This window comes from Micromonospora sp. NPDC048930 (genome assembly GCF_043197935.1).
Classification (GTDB): Bacteria; Actinomycetota; Actinomycetes; order Mycobacteriales; family Micromonosporaceae; genus Micromonospora.
The window spans coordinates 680680-704811 of record NZ_JBICUB010000003.1 but is presented as its reverse complement, the minus strand read 5'-3'; the positions used below and the strand labels follow the sequence as shown (position 1 = coordinate 704811).

Below are 24132 nucleotides of genomic sequence, written 5' to 3'. Positions count from 1 at the left end.
CGCCGTGCCCGGCTCCGGGCGGTCAGGCTTGATCCCTGCGCCGGTCACGGCGGGCCACACCCGCGTCGTGGTCCGGCGCCGTCCGGGCGTGCCGCGTGCGTGGTCCGGGAGCTGGGCCGAGCCGAAGCGTCAGGGGCTATGCACCCCGTTGTCCCGTTCTCGGGTCACGCTGCCTCGATGGGTGGAACGCCATGGGTGTCTCCCGGGGCCGGTGACGTCCATGGCGTTCCACTGACCGCCCCGGCGGTGGGCTGACCGTGGCCGGACGCTGGGCTGGCCGGTGCCGGGTGCGGGGCTGAGCGCGCCGGGTGCTGGGCTGAGCGTGCCGGCCGCTGGGTGGTCTGGTCGCGGCTGGGTGGTGTGTCCGGTTTGCGAGTGACGGGCGGCATCCCGGGGCCGGAATGGTGGGCGGGCGGGGGTCGTTGAACACGGGTGAACGGCCGAGGAAGACCGCCCCGCACGGCGGGGTGGCTGGCCCGGAATGATGCTGGGTCGCCGGTCGTTACACATGGTCCCGGCGCCGCGAAGAGGCCACGCCCCGCGAGCCGGATCTCCTCGAAGACTTTCCCCTCTTGTTCTTTGAGCGCCTGACGGTGCTTGCGCGCGTGCCGACCCCCATCGGCGTGTGTGCGCCAACCCCCGAATGGAGCTTCTCGTGAACACGATCATTCGTAAGAGCGTTCTTGGTATTGCTGGCCTGGCCTTCACCGGTGGTGTGTTCGCCGGTCCGATCGCCGCTCACGCCGACGCCCCGGCCGTGGCCGGGAAGCCCGTGGCCGCCGTGCAGGCCGACAAGCCTGGCGTCGACCAGGCGAAGCTGATCCCGCATGGTGTGCAGGGCGCGCAGTCGCGCATCGACCTGAACGACGAGCAGGTCGCGAACGCGAAGGCGATCATCGCCGCGACGAAGAAGGCGGGTCTGCCGGAGCGGGCCGCGGTGATCTCGATCGCCACCAGCCTGCAGGAGTCGAAGCTGGAGAACCTGGGCCACCTCGGCGACAAGAACGACCATGACTCGCTGGGCCTGTTCCAGCAGCGGCCGAGTTCGGGTTGGGGTTCGCCGGAGCAGATCACTGACCCGGAGTACGCGACCCTGGCGTTCCTGAAGGGTCTGAAGCAGGTCGACGGGTGGCAGGACATGCCGCTGACCGAGGCCGCCCAGACCGTGCAGGTCTCGGCGTACCCGGACGCCTACGCCCAGTGGGAGCAGCAGGCCGCCGACATCGTCGCCCAGCACTGGAACAGCTGACCGAAACAGCTGACCCAGCAGAAGAGCAAGCGCCGCTGGCCGGCACCCCGAGAGACAGGGGGTGCCGGCCAGCGGCGTCTTCGCAGCCAGAGGTCCCCGAGCGGATCGGTGACGCCCGGACGGACCACGCCCACGACGAGGCTGGGGGCGAGGGTGACCGGCGTAGGGATCAAGCCTGACCGCCCGGAGCCGGTCACCCTCGCCCCCAGCCCCTGAAGAGACCCCAGCGTGATCACGCGGGGCGAACCCGCTGACCGCCCCGGCGGGCTGAGCGTAGAGTCGGGCGGTGGACCGCACCGAATCCCTACCCGCGCAGACCCTCCCGCCGGACGCCGCCCCCGCCGAGCAGCCCAGCGTGCTGCTGCCCGGCCACGACGTGCCGCTCGGCCGCTACACCACGGTGCGGCGGCTGCTGCCGCAACGGCAGCGGCGGATGGTCGGCGCCTGGTGCTTCGTCGACCACTTCGGACCGGACGACGTCGCCCACCGGCCGGGCATGGAGGTGCCGCCGCACCCGCACACCGGGCTGCAGACGGTCACCTGGCTGCTCGACGGGGAGATCCTGCACCGGGACAGCCTCGGCAGCATCCAGCCGATCCGCCCGGGGCAGCTCAACGTGATGACCTCCGGCCACGGCATCGCCCACTCGGAACGGTCGCCCGCGGCGCACCCGCCGGTGATGCACGGCGTGCAGCTGTGGGTGGCGCTGCCCGACCCGGCGCGGGCCGGCGCGGCGGACTTCGCCCACCACGCGCGGCTGCCGCGCTGGCGCGACGGCGAACTGGACGTCACCCTGCTGGTCGGCGAGGTGGGCGGCGAGCGGTCCTCGGCGGTGGTGCACACGCCGCTGGTCGGCGCGCAGCTCGAGGTCCGCGGTCCGGCCCCGGCCACGTTGCCGCTGCGCCGCGAGTTCGAGTACGGGCTGCTGGCGATGTCCGGCTCGGCCGAGGTGGACGGGGTGTCGCTGGGCGTGGGCGCGCTGCTCTACCTGGGCGCCGGCCGGGACACGCTGACCCTGCGCGCGGCCACGGGCAGCCGGCTGCTGCTGCTCGGCGGTACGCCCTTCGAGGAACCGCTGGTCATGTGGTGGAACTTCGTGGGCCGCTCGCACGAGGAGATCGCGGCGGCGCGGGAGGACTGGATGGCCGGCCGGCGCTTCGGCACGGTCGCCGACGACCCGGCGCCGCCGTTGCCGGCCCCGGCGCTTCCCACGACCCGGCTGAAGGCGCGGGACCGGCGGGGCGGGATCCTGGGCTGAATGTCCGGCCCCGGCACGGGTAGACGCGGGCATGCCGACCACTGCGATTTCCAGCATCGAGGACAAGAAGCGGCTGGTCCGCCGGCTCGCCGGGGACGGTCGCGGCTTCGCCGAACGGTACGGATTCCGCGTCATCAACAATCCGTCCTCACTGTTCCAGGTGCTCTACCTGTCCGTTCTGCTGGCCCGACGGGGCGACTTCCGCAAGGCGGTCGACACCGCGGCGGCGGTGCGGGACGCCGGTTGGGACAGTGCCGCCCGGCTGGCCCGCTCGTTGCACGAGGACCGGGTACGCGTGTTGCGCGCGGCCGGTCAGCGTGGCGACGTGGGTGCGCTCGCCGACGTACTCGGCGACCTGGCCCAGACCGTCGTGGACCGGTACCGGGGTGACCTGCGCCGGCTGCGGACCGAGGCGCACCAGGAACCGACCCGGGAGCGGCGGCTGCTCACCACCCTGCCCGGTGTCGACGACGAGGTCGCCGATCTGTTCCTGCGCGAGGTGCAGGCGGTGTGGCACGAGGTGGCCCCGGTGGCGGACCGGCGGGCGCTCGCGGCGGCGCGCCGGCTGGGCCTGGGCCGGTCCGCGGCCGACCTGGCCGGCCTGGCCGGCACCGGCGAATCGGAGCGGCTGGCCTGGCTGGTGGGGGCACTGGCCCGGGTGGACCTGGAGAAGCGGTACGCCGAAGTGACCGGGTGAGCCGGGTGCGGCGCGGGCCACAATTCCGCGGTTCTCACCCGTTCGGCTGATGTCTCGTCGTATGATGATCGTGGCAGCGATGCCCGCCCGGTTCGGGCGAACATCCACCGCCTGTCGGTCGCGACCCGGTTCGGGCGCGGACCGGCGGGGACAGGTGCTGCGTGGCGCCCCAGGTCGCGGTTCGTGACCCGGGGCGCCCGCCTGTCTCCGCTCATTTCGCCAGGCCGGCGAGCAGGTTCACCGTCGCGGCGATGATGACCGCACCGAACAGGTAGGACAGCAGCGCGTGTCGCAGCACGGTCCGGCGCATCTCCGAACTGCACAGGTCGGTGTCGGAGACCTGGAAGGTCGAGCCCACGGTGAACCCCATGTACGCGAAGTCGGCGAAGCAGGGCGGCTCGGGCTGGTGGAAGTCGATCCCACCGGGCTCGCCGGTGTAGTACAGCCGGGCGTACCGGGTGGTGAAGACGGTGTGCACCACGAACCAGGAGATCACCACGCTGACCACGCCGAGCCCGCCGTACAGGTCGCGGGGAAGACCGGGGCCGACCGCGTGCGCGCTGGTGAGCACCACGCCGACCGCGAGCAGGCTGGCCAGGCAGGCGGCCAGCAGCAGTACGTCGCGCACCGCGCGGTTGGGGTCCTCCAGCTTCGACAGCCGGGCGGTCCGCGCGGCGTCCAGCCGGGACAGCCGTCCCCACTGCAGCGCCAGCCAGGTCAGCGCGGCGGCGTCCCACCCGACCAGCGGGGCGAGCAGCGGCGACACCAGCACGCCGACGAGCCCACCGCAGACGGCACCGACCAGCCCCATCACCACGAGCTGGACGGCGGCCGGGATGTGTCCGGGTACCCGGGCGGGCCGGCGCGGCACCGGTGGTGTCAGATGCCGCGCAGGTGCTGCGAGACCCGCGGGTGCCTGTCCCGCGCCTGGGCGGCTCGCTGCGAGCGGCTCACCTCGGGTGCGGCGTCGATGCCGGCCGACCGGGCCACCTGGTTGCCGTCGGCGTAGTCCACCGCGGGCAGCGCCCGCAGCGCCCGCAACACCTCCGGCGGCGCGCCCTCCCGTTCGGCCTCGCGGATGACGTCGTCCTTCCCGGCCGGGTAGTCCAGCGCGGACAGGTACTCAAGGACGTCCGTGTAACTCGCCATGGGTCGAGCTCCTCGCGCCTGTAGTTGCGGTCACGACCGGCGGCGGTTACCCACCGGGTCGCCGGTCACGCGCCGGACCACGGAAAATCCCGCGCCCGTTTCCGGGTCCCCCGGCCGGGTAGGCGTCCGGCTGGAGCAGCGAAGGGGGTACCACCGATGCACTACGTCACCTTCGTGGAGCGGGTCGCCCGGCGTACCGGGACGTCCGACGAGCGGGCCGGGGAGCTGACCCGCGCCACGCTGGAGACCCTCGCGGAACGGTTGACCGGCGGTGAGGTGCTGGACCTCGCCGCGCAACTGCCGAAGCCGCTGTGGCAGGTGCTCAGGCCCCACCCCCGGACCGAGGCGGCCGACCGCTTCGGGGCGGCCGAGTTCGTGGCCCGGGTGGCCCGGCGGGCCGGCTGCGACGAGAACGCCGCCCGGGACGCGGTCCGGGCGGTGTTCACCACGCTGCGCGAGTCGATCACCAGCGGGGAGTTCCACGACGTGGTGGTGCAGCTGCCACGCGACTACCGGGACATGGTGGAGCCGGCCCTGGCGCCGGCCACCGCACGCCGCGCCTGAGCCACCCGCCCGAGCGACCGGGGCCGGTCAGGCGACCGTGCCGGCGGCGCGCAGGGCGGCGATCCGGTCGGCGTCGAAGCCGGCCTCCGCGAGCAGCTCGTCGGTGTGCTCGCCGGCCTGCGGTGGCGGGCGGCGGACCGAGGTGGGGGTGGCGGAGAAACGCGGCGCGGGGGCCGGCTGGCGGACCCCGTCGTGGTCGACGAAGACGCCCCGTGCCGCCAGGTGCGGGTGCTCCGGCGCCTCCGCCCAGTCCAGCACCGGCGCCACGCAGGCGTCGGAGTCGGCCAGCAGGTCCGCCCACTCGTCCCGGGTCCGGGTGCGGAACAGCCGGGCCCAGGACTCGCGCAGCACCGGCCAGTTCGCCGGGTCGCTCCGGTCGGGGGCCTCGTCGCCGTCCAGCGGGAAGCCGGTGAGCCGGACCAGTTCCGCGTAGAACTGCGGCTCCAGCGCGCCCACCGCGACGTACCGGCCGTCGGCGCACTCGTACGTGTCGTAGAAGGGCGCGCCGCCGTCGAGCAGGTTCACGCCGCGCGGGTCCTGCCACATGCCGAACCGGCGCAGGGCGTGGATCTGGGTGGCCAGTACCGAGACGCCGTCCACGATGGCCGCGTCGACGACCTGGCCGAGGGCGCCGGCGCGGACCGCGTACAGGGCGGCGACGACGCCGAGGGCCAGCATCATGCCGCCCCCGCCGAAGTCGCCGAGCAGGTTGATCGGCGGCACCGGTCGCTCGCCGGCCCGGCCGATGCCGTGCAGGGCGCCGGTCAGCGCCAGGTAATCGATGTCGTGGCCGGCGGTCCGGGCGAGGGGACCGTCCTGCCCCCAGCCGGTCATCCGGCCGTACACCAGGCGGGGGTTGGCGGTGAGGCAGTCGTCCGGGCCGAGGCCGAGCCGCTCGGTGACCCCGGGCCGGAAGCCCTCGATCAGCGCGTCGGCCCCGGCGACCAGGGCCAGCACCACCTCGCGTCCCGCCGGCGTCTTCAGGTCGACGGCGAGCGAGCGGCGGTTGCGGTGCTGCAGGTCACCGGGGATGGCGCCGAAGCCGCCGCCACTGGTCCGGTCCACCCGGATCACGTCCGCGCCGAGGTCGGCGAGCATCATCGCGGCGAACGGGCCCGGTCCGATGCCGGCCAGCTCGATCACCCGTACGCCGGTGAGCGGCCCCTGGTTGCTCATCGCGACACCATAGGACTCTGCCGCTTCGAGCACCATGCCCCGCCGCCCACACAGCTGTTGACCAGGGCAATCATGTGACCTCGCGACTTGGCGGCGGGGATGAGGTTGCCCTAACCTGGGTTCCGCGAGGGGAGTACTTCCCACGAACCATTCCGGTCAGTACGGCACGCCCCGGGCGGGCCTCGGGTGGTTGCCCACGAACGGTGGGTGAAGGAGACCTCGAACATGACACGGTGTTCGAGGAGGCTCCATGACCGAGTTGTCGTACCTGTCCGCCGCTGAGCTCTCCACGGTCGGCACGCCCACCATGTGGGCGGTGACCATCGCCGGCGTGCTCGCGCTGCTGGTGCTGGACTTCCTGGTCACCCGCAAGCCGCACGAGGTCTCGATCAAGGAGGCGCTCGGCTGGTCGGCGTTCTACATCGCACTGCCGCTGGCCTTCGGCGTCTGGGTCTGGTCCCGGTACGGGTCGGAGCTGGGCGTCCAGTACCTGACCGGCTACCTCGTCGAGAAGTCGCTCTCGGTCGACAACCTCTTCGTCTTCATGCTGCTGCTGGCCGCGTTCGCGGTGCCCGCCGTGCTGGCTCAGCGGGTGCTGCTCTACGGCATCGCCGGCGCGCTCGTGCTGCGCGCGGTCTTCATCGCCCTCGGCGCGGCCGCCCTGGAGACCCTCGACTTCGCCTTCCTGCTGTTCGCGGTCATCCTGATCGCCACCGCGGTCAAGCTGCTGCGCGACGCCCTCTCCGGGCACCAGCAGGAGGTCGACATCAGCCGGATGCGGTCGGTGAAGCTGCTCCGCAGGGTGATGCCGGTGGTCGACGACTACCACGGCCCGCGGATGACCGTCCGCGAGCGGGGTCGCCGCGCGCTCACCCCGTTCGCCCTCGTCGTGGTCGCGGTGCTCGCCACCGACGTGGTCTTCGCGGTCGACTCGGTGCCCGCCGTCTACGGCATCACCGAGGACCCGTACCTGGTCTTCGCCACCAACGCGTTCGCCCTGCTCGGCCTGCGCGCGCTCTACTTCGTGCTGCACGCCGCGCTCAGCCGCCTGGTGCACCTCAGCTACGGCCTGGCCGCCATCCTGGCGTTCATCGGGGTCAAGCTCGGCCTGCACTGGGCGCACGGCATCTGGCCCGGGGTGCCGCAGATCCCCACCCTCGCCTCGCTCGGCGTCATCATCGGCGTACTGGTGATCGTCACGCTGACCAGCCTGCGCGCCACCCGCGACCGCGAGCCCGGCGGCGTGGGGGCGGTGGCCGAGCGGCACTGACCCGCAGGCCCGGCGGCTGCGGTGGTCACCCGCCGCGACGGCTCTCGGCCGAACCTCTCGTCCCGGCGCACCGAAGGTGGTACGACTGACCGGTGGGAATCGTGTCGCCCGGCTTCCAGGGCCGGCCCCGTTCGGCCGAACCGGCCCTGCCGCCGGGCCAGTACCTCACCCAGGACTTCCCGGTGCTCTCGGCCGGCCCGACCCCGAAGGTGCCGCTGGACACCTGGGAGTTCGTGCTGACCACCGAGAGCGGCGCCGAGTTCCGCTGGTCCTGGGACGAGCTGATGGGCCTGCCGCAGGAGACGCCGACCGTCGACATCCACTGCGTCACCCGCTGGTCCAAGCTGCGCACCAACTGGCAGGGCGTCTCGCTGGACACCCTGCTCGAGGGCGTCGACACCGCGGCCCGCTACGCGCTGGTCCACTCGTACGGCGGGTACACCACCAACCTGCCCCTGGACGACCTGCGTGGCGGCCGGGCCTGGGTGGCGCACACGTACGAGGGCGGACCGCTCCCCGCCGAGCACGGCGGCCCGGCCCGGATGCTCGTCCCGCACCTGTACTTCTGGAAGTCGGCGAAGTGGGTGCGCGGCGTCCGGCTGCTCGTCGACGACCAGCCCGGCTTCTGGGAGACCGCCGGCTACCACGACTACGGCGACCCGTGGCGCGAGCAGCGCTACCAGGGCGACTGAGGTGGGCGCGCCCACGACCGGCGGACGCGTGATCGCCCCGCTGACCTGGCGGGTGGCCCGGCTGGCCGAGCGGCGGATCGAGACCCCGACCGCGCAGACCCTGGTGCTGGACGTGCCGGGCTGGCCGGGGCACGTGGCCGGGCAGCACGTCGACGTCCGGCTCACCGCCCCGGACGGTTACCAGGCGGCCCGGTCGTACTCGCTGGCCGCGCCGGCCGACGGGGAGCGGATCGAGCTGACCGTGCAGAAGGTGCCCGACGGGGAGGTGTCGCCGTACCTCATCGACGTGTGGGCGCACGGGGATCCGGTGGAGGTGCGCGGGCCGGTCGGCGGCTGGTTCGTCTGGCGTACCGAGGAGGCCGCGCCGGTGCTGCTGATCGCCGGCGGCTCCGGGGTGGTGCCGCTGATGGCGATGGTCCGGGCCCGCCGCGCCGCCGGCAGCCGGGCCCCGTTCCGCCTGATCTACTCGGCGCGCACCCCCGACGACGTCTTCTATGCCGAGGAACTGCGCCGCCGGGCCCGCGACGACCAGGGGCTCGACGTGACGTACGTGTACACCCGGCAGGCGCCGGAGGGTTGGCGCGGCGAGCCGCACCGGATCGGCCTGGCGGACGTGAACAGCCACGGCTGGCCGCCGGACCTGGAACCGCTCTGCTACGTCTGCGGCCCGACCGGCTTCGTGGAGACCGTGGCGGACCTGCTGGTGGGGCTGGGCCACCCGACCCGGCGGGTGCGAACCGAGCGCTTCGGACCGACCGGGTGACCAGCGAGGAGGACGCATGACCGACATGTCCTACCTGGACGGCAACATGCTCGACGGACCGCTGCGGGAGCTGTTCGCGGTGGACCTCAGCGCCGCCATGGGCCGCTGCGACAACTGCGGCACCACCGGCCCGGTGGCCGGGCTGCACGTCTACTCGCACGCCCCCGGCCTGGTGGGCCGCTGCCCGGCCTGCACGGCGGTGATGCTCCGGCTGGTCCGGGCCCCGGACCGGGCCTGGCTGGACCTGCGCGGCACCACCTACCTCCAGGTCCCGATGCCCCTCGACCAACCCCACCCCCGCCCCCTCTGACCCCCCACCCTCCCCGCTCCACCCCACCCGCCCCGGACCACCGTGATCAAGGAGTTTGCGTCGGGGATCCGGTGGCTTCTGACGCAAACTCCTTGGTCAACCTCGCTGGGCAGGCGGGGGGCAGGGGGGTCAGGTCGGTGCGGTGGGGTGGGTCGGCGCCGGGTCGCTGGCAGGTGAGCGCGGCGACCTGGGTGGCGTGGTCGAGCACCGCGCCGAGCCGGCCCGCGTCCAGCGTGCCGATCGCCGTCGGGGTCGCCGCGCCCGCCTCGACCAGGGCGTCGAGCAGGCCGGCGGTGAACGCGTCGCCGGCCCCGACGGTGTCCACCACGGCGACCGCCCGGGCCGGCTGGGACAGCTCGACGCCGCCGGCGGTGCGGCCGTACGCGCCGGCCGCGCCCCGGGTCACCACGACCAGGCGTACGCCGAGGTCCCGCAGCCGTTCGGCGGCCTCCTCGACACCGATGCCGGGGAAGAGCCAGGCCAGGTCCTCGTCGCTCGCCTTGACCAGGTGCGCGTACCGGGCCAGGGCGAGCAGCCGGGCCCGGGCGGCGGCGGGGTCGGCGAGCACCGCCGGGCGGACGTTGGGGTCCAGGCTGACCAGCACCCGGCCGGCCGCGTGCACGCGGGCCAGCAGGGCGGTGACCAGGTCCGCTCCGGGCGGCAGCAGGGTGGCCAGCGAGCCGGTGTGCAGCACCTGCGTGCCGGGCGGCAGCTCGGCCAGTTCCGGCGGCGTCCAGTGCCAGTCGGCGGTGCCGTCCAGGTAGAAGTCGTAGCTGGCCGCACCGGTGGTGCCGAGGGAGACGACGGCGAGGCTGGCCGGCCGGTCGTCGGCCACCGCGTGGGTCAGGTCGACCCGGTTGGCGGCGGCGTGCGCCCGCAGCCGCTGCCCGAAGGCGGTACGGGAGAACCGGGCCAGCAGCGCGGTGGGGCGGCCCAGCCGGGCCAGGCCGACCGCCACGTTGAGCGGGCTGCCGCCGGGGTGGGCGGCGAACAGGTCGCCGCCCGAGGGCGCGAGGTCCACCACGGCCTCGCCGAGCACGGTCAGCACGGCTCAGGCCCCGGCGGTGGGCGCGTCCGCCGGCGCGGGCGCGGCGTGCCGGGCGTTGGGCGTACCCGAGGAGGGGCCGACGACAGCGGACGGCGCGCCGGCGACGGCGGCTGCCGCGGGGGCGCGCCGCGAGGCGTTCTCCACGTCCGGGGCCACGCTGCGGCGGCCGTGCACCGAGTACGGCACGCCGGGCTCGGCATCGCCGAGCTGCACCGTGCCGTCGGGCCGCACCCGGACCGGGATCGGGTCGCTGAGCTCGCCGACGAAACGGCCCTGCTCGTCGTGGTTGAGGAAGGCGAGCAGCTGCCAGCGGCCGGCGCGGTCGCGTACCAGGCGGCCGCTGTAGAGGCTGTCGTCGGTGAGGCGCTGCGCCTTCGTCGCGTCGAACGGGCCGAGCAGCGAGTCGCCGGGCACCGCCCACACGCCACAGGGGCGGGTGTCGCGGCAGCGCTCGGCGAGCTGGTCGCGCAGGCAGGAGAAGATCAGGACGGGTCGGCCGTCGACGATCTCCACCTGCGGCACCTCGAGGTGGCCGAAGCCGCTGCCGGGCGCGGTGACCGGTGGCTGGGCCGTCCAGTGGACGAGGTCGTGGGAGCGGGCGTGGGCGACGACGCCCCGGTCGTCGACCGGCCCCTCGTTGGCCCGCGCCGTGATCAGCATGTGCCAGCCGTCGCCGTCCGGGTCGGGGAACACCCACGGGTCCCGCCACGCCTCGTCCTGCCAGGTGGAGTCGCCGAACCGCTCGTACCACCGGCCGGCGGCGGTGAGCACCGGCGAGGCCGGGTGTCGTTCCCAGGTGACCAGGTCGGTGGAGGTGGCCAGGCCGATCCGCTGGACCAGGGCCCGTTCCGTACTGCCCGCGCCGGTGTAGAACATGTACCAGCGGTCGTCCGGGCCGCGCAGCACCGACCCGGTCCAGGTGGCCACGTCGTCGAAGGCGGGCCGGTCGGCCGGGACGAGCGCGTCGGCGAGCAGGGTCCAGGCGCGCAGGTCCGTGGAGACGGCGTGCCCGACGCTGGCCCGGAAGTGCCGCCGGTCCGGGTCGCCGAGCGCCCGGGAAGCGCGCAGGAAGTACAGGTGATGGGTGTCGCCCTCGCGGGCGAACCAGAAGTCCCAGATCCAGGCGTCGGGAAGTCGCAGCACGGTGGTTCCTTTGGCTCGGCCGCCGCGTTCCGGCGGCGGGTGCGTCCACGCCGCGAGCGGCGTCGGGGGTACGTCGGGTCCGCCGCGCGGTCCCGGGGAGGCGCGGCGGCGGGGGTACGTCGGTGGGGGCCGACGGTGCCGGTCAGTTCGGGGCGGTGGCGACCGAGGCGCGGCGCACCAGCGGGCAGGGCATGACGACCTGCGGGCCGGTACGCCGACGCGACCCCTTGGGCTGGTCGAGCAGCTCCACCATGGTCTCCACCGCCCAGGCGCCCATCTCGTAGTGCGGCAGCGCCACGGTGGTGAGACCCGGGTAGAGGCCCTCCGCGATGAGTTCCTGGTTGTCGAAGCCGATCACCGACAGGTCGTCGGGGATGCGCAGCCCGAGCTCCGTCGCCGCCCGGTACGCGCCCATCGCCATCCGGTCGTTGAAGCAGAACAGGCCGGTGGGCCGGTCGGGCCGGTCGAGCAGGGCCCGGGCCGCCCGGTAGCCGCCGTGCGTGTCGGAGACCTCGGCGAGCACGAGGTCGGGCCGGAACGGCACCCCCGCCTCCCGCAGCGCCTCCTGGTAGCCGAGGAGACGGCCGTGGGTGGCCGGAATGTCGTCGACGTTGGTGACGAAGCCGATCCGCCGGTGCCCGTGGGCGAGCAGCTCCCGGACCGCCGCCGCGCCGCCGCCGCGCTCGTCCGGCACCACCGACGGGTACGGCCCGTCGGCGCTGCTCGCGTCGAGCAGCACCACCGGCATCGGGCGCAGCTCCTCCGGCACCCGCACCACCTGGTGGTACATGGTCGCGTAGAGCACGCCGTCGACCCGGTGCCGGGCCAGCGCCTGGATCTCCCGCCGCTCGACCTCCGGGTCGCGCCCGGTGGTGAGCAGCATGAGCAGCCAGCCGCGCGCCGAGGCGGTCTCCTGCGCGCCGAGGATGATCCGCCCGGCGTACGGGGTGGTGGCGATCTCGTCGCTGAGCAGCCCGAGGGTCTGCGAGCGCTGCAGCCGCAGCCCGCGGGCCAGCCCGTTCGCCGCGTAGCCGAGCTGGCGGGCCGCCGTCTCGACGCGTTCGCGGGTCTCCGGGCTGACCCGGGTGCCGGACTTGTTGTTCAGCACGTGGGACACGGTGGTCACCGAGACGCCCGCCGCGGCGGCCACGTCCCGGATGCTCGCCTTCTGTCCCATCAGCTCACCATCGCCGTGCTCGGGTGGGCCCGGTCGGCCCGGATGGACGACCGGCCAACGGTATCGGACCGGTCACTCGTCCCACAGGCCGTGCTCGGGCCAGCGGCGGGGCAGCCGCTCCTCGACCGGCGGCAGCTCCGGCAGCGGCTTGTGCGGGTGGTGCTGGTACCAGTAGGCCACCGAGGAGAAGTCGTTGCCCTGGTCGTTGGCGTGCCCGTGCTCGATCGTCACCTTGATCGACGTCGAGAAGCGGACCGGGTCCTCGATGTGGAACCGGTACATGCTCCACAGGCCGAAGTGCTCCTGGGGGCTGCTGGCCAGGCTGATCCCGTGGTACGGGCCGGCGTACGCGCCGCTGGGGAAGCCCCATGCGGCGTTGAAGTAGTCCTCCGTGCCGGTGCCGTGCAGCGACGGCGGCCACTGCTCGCCGTCGATGAAGATCATGTCGTCGCCCTCGCCCGGCCAGGTGTACGGCTGGTTCGAGGCGTTGTGGTTGTCGATGCTGAGCACGCAGCCCACGTAGTGTCCGGTGCCCTCGGCGTCGAGGATGACGTAGTTCTCCTCGCCGGTGAGGTTGACCCCGGGCAGGTCCCACGGCGCGGGGACCTCGCCCGGCGCCAGCCCGTTCGGCACCGGGGTGCAGGGCTTCTCCTGCCGGTAGTACGCGTGGAAGTACGCGACGTCGTCCGGCTTCGCCTCGTCGGTGAGCTCGTAGTCGACGTAGTAGAAGAGGTTCTCGATCGGCTTGTCGCTCTCGTTGCGGATCACGATCTTCGCGGAGCTGCCGAAGGGCATCGGGAAGTACGAGTTCATCGCGGCGGCGAACGGGCCCTTCGGGCCGCGCCGCGGGCCGAACACCATGCTCAGCGGCAGCGACACGTAGTGCGTGCAGGTGGCGTGGCCGACGCCGAAGAAGTCGCCCAGCGGGCTGCGTACGCTCGGGTTCTCCTCGCCGTCCCAGTACATCTCGATGACCAGCTTCCGCAGGTACTTCTCCGAGTAGCAGCGGGTGGTCAGCCAGATGTGCTCGATGACGCCGGTGCCGGTGATGTCGGCCAGCACGTGGGTTTCGCCGGGCGGCACCACGGCGAAGTCCCGGTTGCCGCCGGTGCGGTCCCAGCTCGACTCGCGCCGGGAGCGGCCGGCCTTGACCCGGGTGAGACCCGACAGCGGGCTGGTGGGTCGCCAGAACGACATGGAGATCCTTTCAGGGGTGGGGTTGTGCGTCAGCCCTTGACCGCGCCGAGGCTGAGCCCGGCGACGATCCGCCGCTGCAGCAGCAGCGTCAGGACGACCGCGGGTACGGAGTAGAGCGTGGCCAGCGCCGTCATCGGGCCCCAGTCGAGGCCGAACTGGCTCTGGAAGTTGGCGATCGCGATCGGGGTGGTCTGGGACCGGACCGAGGTGAGCAGGAGGGCGAAGAGGAACTCGTTCCAGGAGGCGAGGAAGGCGAAGATCGCGGTCACCGCGACCCCGCCGGAGACCACCGGCAGGATCACCCGCAGCAGTGTGGCGAACCGCCCGCAGCCGTCCACCAGGGCGGCTTCCTCGATCTCCCGGGGCACCCCGTCGAAGAAGCTGGTGAGCAGCCAGATCGACAGGGGCAGCGCCACGGTCGTCTGGGCCAGCGCGAGCCCGGTCGGGGTGTCGGTGAGCCAGACCGCGCCGAGGATGGTGACCAGCGGGATGCCGACCGCGACCGCCGGGGCCATCCGGACCAGCAGCGAACCCGCCATGAGCAGCCGGCCGGTGCGGCTGCGGTACCGGGTGATCCCCCAGGCGGCGGGGATCGCCAGGGCCATCGACAGCAGCGTGGCGAGGACCGCCGTGCTGACGCTGTTGACGAACGAGGCGGTGACGCCGGGCCGGTGCAGCGCGGTGAGGTAGTTGTCCAGGCTGAACCGCTCGGGCAGCACGGTCGGCGGCACCGCGATGGCGTCGCTGGCCGGCTTGAACGAGGTGAGCACCAGGTAGCCGAAGGGGAAGCCGTAGAGCACCACGACCGCGACGGCGGCGGCCCAGAGCAGCCCGGTCCTGATCCGGGCGGCGAGCACGTGCGACATCAGGCCCCCCTGCCCGGCCGCCAGATGGTCAGCACCCCGACCATCGCGACCAGCATCATGACGATCATGAACAGCGTGCTGGTGGCGGCCGCCGTGCCCGGGTCGTTGTAGCTGACCATGGTCTTGTAGATGGTCAGGCTCAACGTCTCCGAGGCGGACTGCGGGCCACCGTCGGTCTGGATGAGGATCACGTCGAACGCCCGGGCGGCGTCCACGCCCCGGATGATCAGCGCCACCGCGATCACCGGCCGCAGCAGCGGCAGGGTCACGTTCAGCAGCAGGTGCCGCCCACGGGCGCCGTCGAGGCGGGCCGCCCCGTACAGCTCCGGGGGGATGGCCTGGAGGCCGGCGTAGAGCACCAGGGTCATGAACGAGGTGGTGAGCCAGACGTCGGGCAGCGCCACCGAGAAGAGCACCAGGTCCGGGTCGCTGAGCCAGGAGACGTCCCCGGGGCTGTCCAGGATCCCGACCCGGGTGAGCAGCTCGTTGACGATGCCGACGTTGTCGATCATCAGGAACCGCCAGAGCAGGCCGGCGACCACCGGCGCGATCATCAGCGGGTAGAGGAAGAGGGTCTGGAGGATCCGCGACCGCGGCCCGAGGCGGTGGAACAGCAGCGCCACCGCCAGGCCGAGCACCAGCTCGGCGGTGACCACGATGACCGTGTACGCGAGGGTCCGGCCGGCCGCCGCCCGGATACCGGGGTCGGTCAGCGCGGTGACGTAGTTGTCCAGCCCGACGAAGGAGCGCCCGTCACCGAGCCCGGAGCCGCGGTAGAGGCTGTCCACGGCCAGCTTCACCAGCGGCCAGCCGACCAGCGCGAGCAGCACCACCGCGGCCGGCGCGGCGAGCAGGGTCGCGTACCCGGCGTCCGAGAGCCTGCGGCGGGTCCGCCGCCCGCCGGCGCCCACCGGCGTACGGGGGACGGTCCGCGGCGGTGCCGCCTGCGCTGTCGGGCTCACTTGACGATGCCCTCGATCTGGGTCCGCGCCGCCCTCAGCAGGGCCGCGTAGTCCGCGCCCGGGGTCAGCGCCTTCTGGATGGTGGGCACCAGGACGCTGTCCACGATGCGCTGCCAGTGCGGGGTGGCCGGGCGGGCCCGGGTGGCGCTCGCGTTGAGGGTGGCCAGCAGCGGGCCGAACGACTCGAAGCCGGGCTTTGCGGCGTACTGCTGGTAGGCGGACTTGCGGGCGGCCAGGCCGAGGGTCGTGTCGATGCTCAGCGCGTTGTCGTCGTACGCGGCCTTGATGAACTTCTGCGCGAGGTCCGCCTTGGCGCCGCCCTTCGGGGCGGAGAGGTACCACGGGCCGGGGATGCCGGCGACCCCGGCGGTGCCGCCGATCATCGGCGCGGCGCCGACCTTGCCGGCCACCTTGGCGTCCTTCGGGATCTGCCGGTACGCGTGCGCCCAGAACCGGGTCATCGCGGTCTGCCCCTGGTTGAACAGGTTCTGCGCGGCGTTCCAGTCGGTCTGCGCGGCGCCGGTGGGGGCGACCTTGTGCTTGTTGTTCAGGTCGGCGTAGAAGGCCAGCGCGGCGACGTGCTGGGCGTTGTCCACGATGACGGCGCCGTTGTCGTCCAGGATCACGCCGGGGGAGCCGGCCTGGAGCACGTGGGCCAGCCACTCGGTCTCCACCGCGCCCTTGACGTCGGTGCCCCAGAGCTTCTGCTGCGGCCGGGTGAAGAAGGTGGCGATGTCGGTGAACTGCTGCCAGGTGGTGGGCGGGGCGAGCGGGTAGCCGTACTTCTTCTGGAAGGCGGCCTTCTCCCCGGGGTCCTCGAAGAGGTCCTTGCGGTAGAAGAGGATCTCGCTGTTGGTCCACACCGGCATGCCGATGAAGTGCCCGTCGACCTGGGCCTCCTGGACCAGTGCCGGGAACAGGTCGGCCTTCACCGCGTCGGTGAACAGGCCGTCCAGCGGCGCGAGCTTGTTCGCGAAGAGGGGGATCCAGACCGCGTCGATCGCGCAGACGTCGAAGGACGGCTTGCCGCTGGACAGCTCGCTGGTGAGCCGGTTGAACAGGCCTTCGTAGGGGAGTTCGACCAGCGTGACGGTGGTGCCGGTGGCCTGCTGGAACTTGTCGACCACCGGCTGCAGCTCGGTCTTGCCGCCGCCTTCGCAGGCGACGGTGAGGGTCTTCGCGTCGCTCGACCCGCCGCCGCTGGTGCCGCCGGCCCCGCAGGCCGAGGTGCCCAGCAGGGCGGCCGCGCCGGCGCCGGCGGTGAGGCCGAGGAAGCCGCGGCGGTGCCAGCCGCGGGCTGTGGTCCGGGTACCGCTCATGGCCATGTCTGCTCCGTTCAGGGGATCGCCGGGCGCGTGGGGGCGCGCCGGAGCGCGTGGTGGGAGAACGTGTGACAGGTGCCAAAACCTTTTGGCAAAAGCTTTTGGCAGAGCGTAAGAGCGCTTCGTGTGACGGTCAAGTGTCGGATCGGTAAAAGCTGACCGGGGTGGCGGCGAGTCAGGCGGAGGCGCGGCGGACCAGCGGGCAGGGGAGTGCTTCCACGCCGTCCGGGACGGTGCCCGTGACCAGGTGTTCGACGGCGCGCCGGCCCATCTCCCGGTACGGCAGGGCGACCGTGGTCAGGGCCGGCCGGAGGTGCGCGGCGATCTCCTCGCGGTTGTCGAATCCGACCACCGCCACGTCCTCCGGGATCCGCAGCCCGCGCTCGCGCAGCAGGTCGTACGCGCCCATCGCCATCCAGTCGTTGGCGCAGAACAGGGCGGTGGGCGGGTCGGGCAGGTCCAGCAGAGCGGCGGCCTGGGCGTGGCCGGACTCCTGCCACCAGTCCCCGGCGCGCACGAGGCGTTCGTCGACGGCGAGGCCGGCAGCCGTGTGCGCGTCCCGCCAGCCGGCCAGCCGGCCGGCCGAGGCCGGGTAGTCGGGCGGCCCGTTGACCAGGCCGATCCGGGTGTGGCCGGCCTCGATCAGGGTGTCGGTGGCGAGCCGGCCGCCCTGCCGCTCGTCGGGCACCACCGCCGGCAGCCGGCCGTCCGCGTCGACGCAGTTGACCAGGACGGCCGGCGGCAGTCCGGTCAGGTCCCCGGCGAGGGTCAACGACCGGTGGTGGTCGGTGGCCAGGATCAGCCCCTCGGCCTGCCAACGGGTCATCCCGGCGGCGGTCTCCAGCATGGGCTCCCCGGCGCCGTCGGTGTCCACGATCAGCAGGGTCCGGCCGTGCCGGGTGGCGGCCTCCTGCGCCCCCTTGATGATCCCCACCGCGTACGGCGTGGTGGCGATCGCGCTGGTCACCAGGCCGAGCACCCCGCTGCGGCTGGAGCGCAGGCCCCGGGCCAGCTCGTTCGGCCGGAAGCCGAGCTGCTCCACCGCCGCCCAGACCCGGGCCCGGGTGGCCGCCGAGATGGCGACGTCGGTGACCCCGTTGACCACGAAGGAGACCGTCGTGCGCGACACGCCGGCCAGCCGGGCGACGTCCCGCTGAGAGGGTCGGGCCGGGCGTTCGCGGGTCACCGGCCGAGCCTATCGGTCGCGGTCGCTGTCTTGACAGCGGTCGGCGGGCGGAGTACTAACACGTGTTAACGACCGGTTGCCCGGTTGTTTCGCCACTCTCCCCGACCGTCCCGGCCCGTGCCGGCACCCCAGCACAGGAGAGTTCCATGACCGCACGTCGCCTGCCCCGCCGTACCCTGCTGCGGGCCCTCTGCCTCGGCGCGGCTGCCGTTCCCGCGGCCCTCGCCGCCGACCCGGCGCGAGCGGCCGCCCCGGGCCGCCCGCCGGCCCGGACGCCCGCCACCCTCTCCGCCCCGCGCCCCCGCACCCACGCCCACCTGATCGGCGTCCTCTGACCGCCTCCGGCAAGCGCCGTCGATCATGTGGTCGGCCGGGCAATTCATCCCTTTCGTCGCCGCCAACTCCATGATCGCGCGGATCGTCGCCCCCACCACCGAGGGAGTCCCATGTCCACCGTGTACGACGTGACCACCTGGACCGTGCCCGGCAACCCCGCCGTCACCTGCTACACCGACGTCGGCGCGGTGATCAACAGCATCATCGCCGACATCAAGGCCAGCCAACCCAACCAGGCGAGCAAGCCCGGCGCGGTGATCTACCTGCCGCCCGGCGACTATCCGCTGAAGACCCGGGTCAACGTGGACGTCAGCTACCTGACCATCAAGGGTTCCGGGCACGGCTTCACCTCCTCCAGCATTCGGTACAACTCCGGGGACACCTCGACCTGGTGGGAGATCTGGCCCGGCGGGAGCCGGGTCCGGGTGGAGAACACCGACGGCAACGCCGAGGCGTTCCGGGTGGCACGGACCGGCAACCCCCGGCTCAGCTCGGTGGTCTTCGAGAACTTCTGCCTGGACGGGGTCGCCTTCACCACCAACCAGAACTCGTACCGCAACGGCAAGGTCGGCATCCTGGTCGACACCGACAACGACGCCTTCCGGGTCGAGCGGATGGGCTTCGCCTACCTGGAGCGGGCCCTGGTGATCCGCAACGCCGACGCGCTCAGCGTGAGCGGCAACTTCATCGCCGAGTGCGGCAACTGCGTCGAGCTGATCGGCTCCGGCCAGGCGTCCAAGGTCACCGACAACCTGATCGGCGCCGGCTACGTCGGCTACTCGATCTTCGCGGAGGGGCACGAGGGCCTCCTGGTCACCGCGAACAACATCTTCCCGCGCGGGAAGAGCGCCATCCAGGTCAAGAACACCAACCGCTCGTCGATCACCGCGAACCGGCTGCACGGCTTCTACCCGGGGATGATCGTGTTCGAGGGGCTGAACAAGGAGAACCTGGTCAGCGGCAACCACCTCCGCCGGGAGGCGGAGCCGTGGGGGCCGATGCAGCCGTACGGCAACGGCCGGGACGACCTGTTCGGGGTGATCCAGCTCCGCGGCGACAACAACCTGGTGACCGGCAACCTGATCGCCTGGTCCGTCGACCCGGCGAAGATCACCCCGGCCGGGGCCACGCCGACCATGATCCTGGTGGCCTCCGGCGCCGACAACGTCATCGCCACCAACCACGTGGTCAGCAACGTGCCGGCGAAGAACGTCGTGCTGGACGCCTCCACCACCGGCACGAAGGTGCTGGACAGTGGGCGCCTCGATCAGGTGCAGGCGTACACCTCCAACTGCACCATCCGGCCGACGCCATGACCGGCGCACGGGCGCGGCGCTGACCCGACCCCGGTTGGACAGCGGGCCGCTCGGTGGTCGAGAGTTACCCACCGTGAGATACCTGCGTGCCGACGGCCGGGTCGGCATCCGCCGTCCCCGACCCGCCGACGAGGCCGAGTTCATCGCCGCCGCCCGGCGCAGCCGGGAACTGCACCACCCCTGGCTCGCCGCCCCGGACGACCCGGAGCAGTACGCCGCGTACCTGCGCAAGACCCGGCGGCGCGACGGCGCCGGGTACCTCTTCTGCGACCAGGCCACCGGTGCGATCGCCGGGTACGCCAACATCAGCGGGGTCGTGATGGGGGCGCTGCGCGGCGGCTACCTCGGCTACGCGGCCTTCCTGCCGTACGCGGGCACCGGGCACGCGTCGGCCGGCGTCCGGCTGGTGATCGAGCACGCCTTCACCGCGCTCGGGCTGCACCGGCTGGAGGCGAACATCCAGCCCGGCAACGAGCCATCCAAGCGGCTGGCGAAGCGGCTCGGCTTCCGGCTGGAGGGCTTCTCCCCGGACTACCTGTTCATCGACGGCGCGTGGCGGGACCACGAACGCTGGGCGATCACCGCGTCGGAGCCCGGGCAGGGCTGAGCGCCCGGTGGCGGCCGCCGGACGGCGACCGCCACCGCTGTGGTCGACTCAGCGTCGGGGCTCCCGGGCCGGCGGGCGCTGCCCGGTCAGCCGCTGCATCTTCGACGCCTTGTGGTCGACGCGCCGGCGCTGCCGGGGCGTGAGCCGCGGGCTGCCCCGCTGCTGGTGGTAGTTGGCCACGCGTTGATCGGTCGGCAGCATGCTCACAGCGGGTTCCCTCCGATCGACTGGACGGCGAGCGGGACGTCCCGCAGCGCCGGCACCTCCTGTCGTTGCGGCTCCCGGGTCAGCGTCGCGGTGCCGCGGTCCGGCCGCACCTCCAGGTACGGCGGCGGGACGTCGCCCTCGGCGCGGTTGGCCACCGCGACCGCCATCGGGGCGCGGCACTGCCGGTCCGGCCGGATCTGGATGGTCTGCCCGGGGCGGACCAGGTACGAGGACCGGTTGACCTTGCCACCGTCCACCGTGAACGTGTTGTGGGCGACCAGGTCCCGGGCCTCGTTGATGGAGCGGGCGAAGCCGGCGCGGTGCACCAGCGCGTCCATCCGTTGCTCCAGTTGGCCGACCAGGTTCTCCGCCGAGTCACCGGGCTGGCTGACGGCCCCCACCAGGGCCCGGGCCAGCTGCCGGTCCCGCAGTTCGTAGCGGGCGCGCACCTGGTGCCGGGCGCTGTCGTCCAACCAGGGTCCGCCGGGGGCCGGCCGCGGCCCGCCGCGTACGCCCACCGGATGCCGTTGCCGCCGCATCCGGTAGCCGTACGCGGGGTGCAGTGGGAACACGTCGTCGGGCGCGGGACGTACGCTGGTCCGGACCGCCATGTCGTTTCCTCCCTCGGCTCTCGCGGTCCCACCACCCTCCGTCGCCGCCGGGTGAGGCGGCCTCACCCGGTCCGGATGACCGGCCCGCGGCCTGTGCCGTGCGCCGCTCCCGGCCGCCGGTCGGCCAGCAGCGGTGCGCGCGCCTGTGGAGTTGATATCGCACACGACTCACCCGCCGCCCCGCCCGTCGGCGGACCCCGCCCCGGCCCAGCCCGTACGGCCGTGGCAGCGTCGACCACCCACGGCCACCAGCACGGGTGAGTCGTTTCTGATGTCAGCTCCAAAGGCGGCGAAGGAGAAGCGCCGGGTGGGCGGGCCGCCACGGCAGCGCCACGCCGGCCCGTTGATCGGGCGTCCACACGTGACAGTCCGGTGAGGAGGGCACTACTGTCCGGAGGTGCCGACAGGGCCGGCGTCGCCGGGACGGTTGCGCTGGCACGGAAACGCCAGGGACGTGGTGGAGGGGATGTGGCAGGCGAGTCGACGGTTGACCTGGTCCGGGCCCAGCTACGCCGGCTGCGCATTGCCGCCGGCATGAGCCAGGAGGAGTTCGGCAAGCGGGTCCACAACTCGGGCTCGCAGGTGTCCGCCGTGGAGCTGGGGCAGCGCCCGCTCGACAAGTCGTTCCTGGCCCGAGCGGATGAGGTGTTGCAGACGGGCGGGCTGCTCGTGTCCCTGTTGAAGCTGGCCGAGCGCGACGGGGAGCCGGTCTGGTTCCGGCCCTGGCTGGAGGCGGAGCGCGCCGCCCGCCAGCTCCGGCTCTTCGAGCCGGTCCTGATCCCCGGCCTGCTCCAGGCGGAGAACTACGCCCGTGCCGTGCTGCGTACCGACGACACGCTGTCGAGCGACGAGGTCGACCGGCGCGTGGCCGCCCGCTTGGAGCGGCAGGCGATCCTCACCGCCGACAATCCGCCGCAGGTCTTTGTGGTCCTCGACGAGCGGACGCTGCGGCAGACCAGCGACGGCCTCAGCGGCATCATGGCCGAGCAGGTCGCCCATCTGATCGCCCTGGCCGAGCAGCCCCACGTCCACATCCACGTCATCCCGGCGGCGACCAGCCTGCACATCGGCTCGTCGGGGCCGTTCGCCCTGGCCCGCTCGGCCGACGGCGGCTGGGTGGGGCACCTGGAGAATCAGCTTGGCGGCGTCGTGGTGGACCGGGAGGATGGGGTGGCCGCTCTCCTGGCGCGGTGGGAGGGTGTGCGGAACGAAGCGCTGCCGCGCCGGCAGTCCAGCGACCTGATGAAGGAAGTGCAGAGCCAACATGGACCTCAGTAACGCCCAGTGGCGCAAGTCCAGCCGCAGCGGAGCCAGCGGCGGCAACTGCGTGGAGGTGGCGGACAACCTGCCCGGCGTGGTCGCCGTCCGCGACAGCAAGGACCCCGCCGGTCCGGTGCTGGCGTTCCCGCCGGCCGCGTGGCGGTCGTTCGTCGGGTTCGCCAGGCGCTCCTGACGCGACCCGACGGGCCCGCCGGCGGCGACGCCGGCGGGCCCGTGACGGGTGGTCAGCTGCCGGGCTTCGGGAAGGCCACCGGGCTGCGGTGCCCGTCCCGGTCCACCGCCCGTACGCCGAAGAAGACGTTGTCCTTGGACAGGTCGATGGTCACCTCGGTGACGTCGCCGACCGGGAGCACCTTCTGCCACTCGGCGGCGGTGGTCTCCCGCCACACCACCTCGTAGCCGGCCAGATCCGGCTCGCTCCCGCGCTGCCAGCGCAGCGTGGTGTCGTTGGTCAGGTTGGTGGTCACCACGGTGACGCCCTTGGGCGTGCCGGGCGCCTGGGCCAGCGACCAGAGTGTCGCCCCGTTCACCCGGGCCACCCGGGTGATGTAGTCGAAGTCGCAGAACTCCGGCAGGTCGCCGTACTGGACGCCGTCGACCACCCGGACGTCCTGGTGCTGGTGGGCGAAGTCCTCGTTCGGTTCGGTGAACCGCCCGGCCGGCCAGCCCTCCCGCAGGAACGAGATGTGGTCGCTGCCGCGCAGGTAGCGGTCCCGCCGGTAGATCACCCGTACCCCCATCCCGGTCGCCCCGTTCTCCGCCACGTCGCGGACGAAGCGGGCGAGCTGCCGGGACGGCGAGTCGTTCTCGCCGCCGACCGACTGCCGGGTGCTGGCCTCGGCGGGGGTCTCGGACGTGGGCACGCCCTCGGCGAACAGTCGGACGCTCCGCGGGTCGCGGGTGCCGTCGTCGGCGGTGCTGCTGCCGACGATGTCGTTGCTGAACATGCCCTGCACGTCGACGCCGGCCGCCTTCAGCTGCTTGGCCAGGTAGGCCGAGCCGTACAGACCCTGCTCCTCGCCGGCGACGGCGGCCAGCACGATGGTGGCCTCGGTGCCCCGGGTGGCCAGCACCCGGGCCAGCTCCATGACCACCGCCACGCCGGAGGCGTCGTCGTCGGCGCCCGGAGCGTCGCTGACCCCGTCCATCACGTCGGTGCAGCGGGAGTCGTAGTGGCCGGTGATGACGTAGACCCGGTTCGGCGCGGAGTCACCCCGCAGGGTGGCCACCACGTTGGTGATCCTGGTGGGAGTGGGGATCCGGGAGGCGGGCTGCTGGACGTACGACTGCAGCTCCACCGTCATCCGGCCGCCGGAGGCGGCGGCGTACCCGGAGAGTTGCGCGAAGATCCAGTCCCGGGCGGCGCCGATGCCCCGGACCGGGTCGTCCTGGCTGGACAGGGTGTGCCGGGTGCCGAACGCGGCCAGCCGGCGCACGGTGGCCTCGATCCGGTCCCGGTCGATCTCGCGCAGCAGCGCGTACAGCTCGGGGTCCGGCGGCTGCGGCCGGACCGGGTGGCCGGGGCCGGGCGGCGCGACCGCCTCTTCGGCGGCGGCCGGGGCGGCGGCCAGGGGAGCGGCGATGGTGGCGGCGGTGGCCGCGGCGGAGGCGGTCAGGAAAGTGCGCCGGGTCGACCTCGTGGGCGGATTGCCGGCGGTCTCATGGGTACCCATCCGGGCATCCTCACTCCTGTCGATGGGATTTGTCCATATAGGCCGAGGTGGATGATGGCGTGCGGTTCATCC

The 24132-nt window shown here is 73.1% G+C and carries 27 protein-coding genes; 13 read left to right on the top strand and 14 right to left on the bottom strand.

The genetic code is table 11. The annotated features are described in order from the left end of the window. The first annotated feature begins 655 nt into the window (after window positions 1–655). The 3 genes from ACGFI9_RS12065 (at window position 656) to ACGFI9_RS12055 (ending at window position 3204) form a co-directional block, all read left to right on the top strand. A complete protein-coding gene (locus ACGFI9_RS12065; protein ID WP_393177849.1) occupies window positions 656–1249 on the top strand; it encodes a hypothetical protein in 594 nt (197 codons plus the stop codon). A gap of 286 nt (window positions 1250–1535) precedes the next feature. Next, on the top strand, window positions 1536–2507 hold the full coding sequence (locus ACGFI9_RS12060) for a pirin family protein (protein WP_393177847.1): 972 nt from the start codon (window positions 1536–1538) through the stop codon (window positions 2505–2507). Between the two features lie 31 nt (window positions 2508–2538). Next, the gene (locus ACGFI9_RS12055; protein ID WP_393177845.1) at window positions 2539–3204 is read left to right on the top strand and encodes a hypothetical protein; all 666 of its coding nucleotides are present in this window, start codon (window positions 2539–2541) and stop codon (window positions 3202–3204) included. A 211-nt stretch (window positions 3205–3415) separates the two neighbouring features. Here the strand turns inward: ACGFI9_RS12055 and ACGFI9_RS12050 are convergent, their stop codons facing one another. After that, window positions 3416–4075, bottom strand: coding sequence for a DUF1345 domain-containing protein (locus ACGFI9_RS12050; protein ID WP_393177843.1), 660 nt, complete (start codon window positions 4073–4075; stop codon window positions 3416–3418). 8 nt (window positions 4076–4083) lie between these two features. Further along, a complete protein-coding gene (locus ACGFI9_RS12045) occupies window positions 4084–4353 on the bottom strand; it encodes a DUF2795 domain-containing protein (protein WP_393177841.1) in 270 nt (89 codons plus the stop codon). Window positions 4354–4509: 156 nt separating this feature from the next. Between ACGFI9_RS12045 and ACGFI9_RS12040 the strand changes: the two genes are divergently transcribed. Next, window positions 4510–4917, top strand: coding sequence for a DUF2267 domain-containing protein (locus tag ACGFI9_RS12040; protein ID WP_393177839.1), 408 nt, complete (start codon window positions 4510–4512; stop codon window positions 4915–4917). Between the two features lie 27 nt (window positions 4918–4944). Here ACGFI9_RS12040 and ACGFI9_RS12035 read toward each other — a convergent pair whose 3' ends face one another. Further along, window positions 4945–6093, bottom strand: a complete 1149-nt coding sequence (locus ACGFI9_RS12035) for a CaiB/BaiF CoA transferase family protein (protein ID WP_393177837.1) — start codon at window positions 6091–6093, stop codon at window positions 4945–4947. 250 nt (window positions 6094–6343) lie between these two features. Here ACGFI9_RS12035 and ACGFI9_RS12030 point away from each other — a divergent pair, with 250 nt between their 5' ends. The 4 genes from ACGFI9_RS12030 (at window position 6344) to ACGFI9_RS12015 (ending at window position 9128) form a co-directional block, all read left to right on the top strand. Beyond that, window positions 6344–7363 carry a TerC family protein gene (locus tag ACGFI9_RS12030; RefSeq protein ID WP_393177835.1) on the top strand — a complete coding sequence of 340 codons (1020 nt, stop codon included), beginning with the start codon at window positions 6344–6346 and terminating at the stop codon, window positions 7361–7363. A 101-nt stretch (window positions 7364–7464) separates the two neighbouring features. Continuing rightward, window positions 7465–8055, top strand: a complete 591-nt coding sequence (locus ACGFI9_RS12025; protein ID WP_393177894.1) for a sulfite oxidase-like oxidoreductase — start codon at window positions 7465–7467, stop codon at window positions 8053–8055. Window position 8056: 1 nt separating this feature from the next. Next, a complete protein-coding gene (locus tag ACGFI9_RS12020) occupies window positions 8057–8818 on the top strand; it encodes a ferredoxin reductase (protein ID WP_393177833.1) in 762 nt (253 codons plus the stop codon). A 16-nt stretch (window positions 8819–8834) separates the two neighbouring features. After that, entirely contained in the window at window positions 8835–9128 is a 294-nt protein-coding gene (locus tag ACGFI9_RS12015; RefSeq protein ID WP_393177831.1) for a DUF6510 family protein, read from the top strand. A gap of 46 nt (window positions 9129–9174) precedes the next feature. Here the strand turns inward: ACGFI9_RS12015 and ACGFI9_RS12010 are convergent, their stop codons facing one another. The 8 genes from ACGFI9_RS12010 to ACGFI9_RS11975 form a co-directional block, all read right to left on the bottom strand. Then, window positions 9175–10176: a carbohydrate kinase gene (locus ACGFI9_RS12010; RefSeq protein WP_393177829.1), complete on the bottom strand. Its 1002-nt coding sequence runs from the start codon at window positions 10174–10176 to the stop codon at window positions 9175–9177. Window positions 10177–10179: 3 nt separating this feature from the next. Then, on the bottom strand, window positions 10180–11319 hold the full coding sequence (locus ACGFI9_RS12005; protein WP_393177827.1) for a glycosyl hydrolase family 32: 1140 nt from the start codon (window positions 11317–11319) through the stop codon (window positions 10180–10182). Between the two features lie 142 nt (window positions 11320–11461). Beyond that, complete coding sequence (locus ACGFI9_RS12000; protein WP_393177825.1) at window positions 11462–12496, bottom strand: LacI family DNA-binding transcriptional regulator; 1035 nt, start codon at window positions 12494–12496, stop codon at window positions 11462–11464. A 72-nt stretch (window positions 12497–12568) separates the two neighbouring features. After that, window positions 12569–13693 carry a glycoside hydrolase family 172 protein gene (locus ACGFI9_RS11995; protein ID WP_393177823.1) on the bottom strand — a complete coding sequence of 375 codons (1125 nt, stop codon included), beginning with the start codon at window positions 13691–13693 and terminating at the stop codon, window positions 12569–12571. A gap of 29 nt (window positions 13694–13722) precedes the next feature. Continuing rightward, window positions 13723–14559: a carbohydrate ABC transporter permease gene (locus ACGFI9_RS11990; RefSeq protein ID WP_393177820.1), complete on the bottom strand. Its 837-nt coding sequence runs from the start codon at window positions 14557–14559 to the stop codon at window positions 13723–13725. After that, a complete protein-coding gene (locus ACGFI9_RS11985) occupies window positions 14559–15521 on the bottom strand; it encodes a carbohydrate ABC transporter permease (RefSeq protein ID WP_393177818.1) in 963 nt (320 codons plus the stop codon). Before ACGFI9_RS11985 ends, ACGFI9_RS11990 begins: the two co-directional genes overlap by 1 nt. Continuing rightward, entirely contained in the window at window positions 15518–16840 is a 1323-nt protein-coding gene (locus tag ACGFI9_RS11980; RefSeq protein WP_393177816.1) for an ABC transporter substrate-binding protein, read from the bottom strand. The genes ACGFI9_RS11985 and ACGFI9_RS11980 overlap by 4 nt, the downstream gene beginning before the upstream one ends. A 178-nt stretch (window positions 16841–17018) precedes the next feature. Next, window positions 17019–18029, bottom strand: coding sequence for a LacI family DNA-binding transcriptional regulator (locus ACGFI9_RS11975; RefSeq protein ID WP_393177814.1), 1011 nt, complete (start codon window positions 18027–18029; stop codon window positions 17019–17021). Window positions 18030–18175: 146 nt separating this feature from the next. Here ACGFI9_RS11975 and ACGFI9_RS11970 point away from each other — a divergent pair, with 146 nt between their 5' ends. The 3 genes from ACGFI9_RS11970 (at window position 18176) to ACGFI9_RS11960 (ending at window position 20288) form a co-directional block, all read left to right on the top strand. Continuing rightward, the gene (locus ACGFI9_RS11970) at window positions 18176–18364 is read left to right on the top strand and encodes a hypothetical protein (RefSeq protein WP_393177812.1); all 189 of its coding nucleotides are present in this window, start codon (window positions 18176–18178) and stop codon (window positions 18362–18364) included. Window positions 18365–18475: 111 nt separating this feature from the next. Next, window positions 18476–19681 (top strand): NosD domain-containing protein, encoded by a 1206-nt coding sequence (locus ACGFI9_RS11965; protein WP_393177810.1) that lies wholly within the window; start codon window positions 18476–18478, stop codon window positions 19679–19681. Between the two features lie 73 nt (window positions 19682–19754). Continuing rightward, window positions 19755–20288 (top strand): GNAT family N-acetyltransferase, encoded by a 534-nt coding sequence (locus ACGFI9_RS11960; RefSeq protein ID WP_393177808.1) that lies wholly within the window; start codon window positions 19755–19757, stop codon window positions 20286–20288. Window positions 20289–20336: 48 nt separating this feature from the next. Here ACGFI9_RS11960 and ACGFI9_RS11955 read toward each other — a convergent pair whose 3' ends face one another. Beyond that, a complete protein-coding gene (locus ACGFI9_RS11955) occupies window positions 20337–20495 on the bottom strand; it encodes a hypothetical protein (protein ID WP_393177806.1) in 159 nt (52 codons plus the stop codon). Then, the gene (rpsD, locus tag ACGFI9_RS11950; protein WP_393177804.1) at window positions 20492–21106 is read right to left on the bottom strand and encodes a 30S ribosomal protein S4; all 615 of its coding nucleotides are present in this window, start codon (window positions 21104–21106) and stop codon (window positions 20492–20494) included. Before rpsD ends, ACGFI9_RS11955 begins: the two co-directional genes overlap by 4 nt. A gap of 468 nt (window positions 21107–21574) precedes the next feature. Between rpsD and ACGFI9_RS11945 the strand changes: the two genes are divergently transcribed. Further along, complete coding sequence (locus ACGFI9_RS11945; protein WP_393177801.1) at window positions 21575–22384, top strand: helix-turn-helix transcriptional regulator; 810 nt, start codon at window positions 21575–21577, stop codon at window positions 22382–22384. Next, window positions 22371–22559: a DUF397 domain-containing protein gene (locus ACGFI9_RS11940; protein WP_393177799.1), complete on the top strand. Its 189-nt coding sequence runs from the start codon at window positions 22371–22373 to the stop codon at window positions 22557–22559. Before ACGFI9_RS11945 ends, ACGFI9_RS11940 begins: the two co-directional genes overlap by 14 nt. 52 nt (window positions 22560–22611) lie before the next feature. Here ACGFI9_RS11940 and ACGFI9_RS11935 read toward each other — a convergent pair whose 3' ends face one another. Then, the gene (locus ACGFI9_RS11935) at window positions 22612–24060 is read right to left on the bottom strand and encodes a M20/M25/M40 family metallo-hydrolase (RefSeq protein ID WP_393177797.1); all 1449 of its coding nucleotides are present in this window, start codon (window positions 24058–24060) and stop codon (window positions 22612–22614) included. Window positions 24061–24132 lie beyond the last annotated feature (72 nt).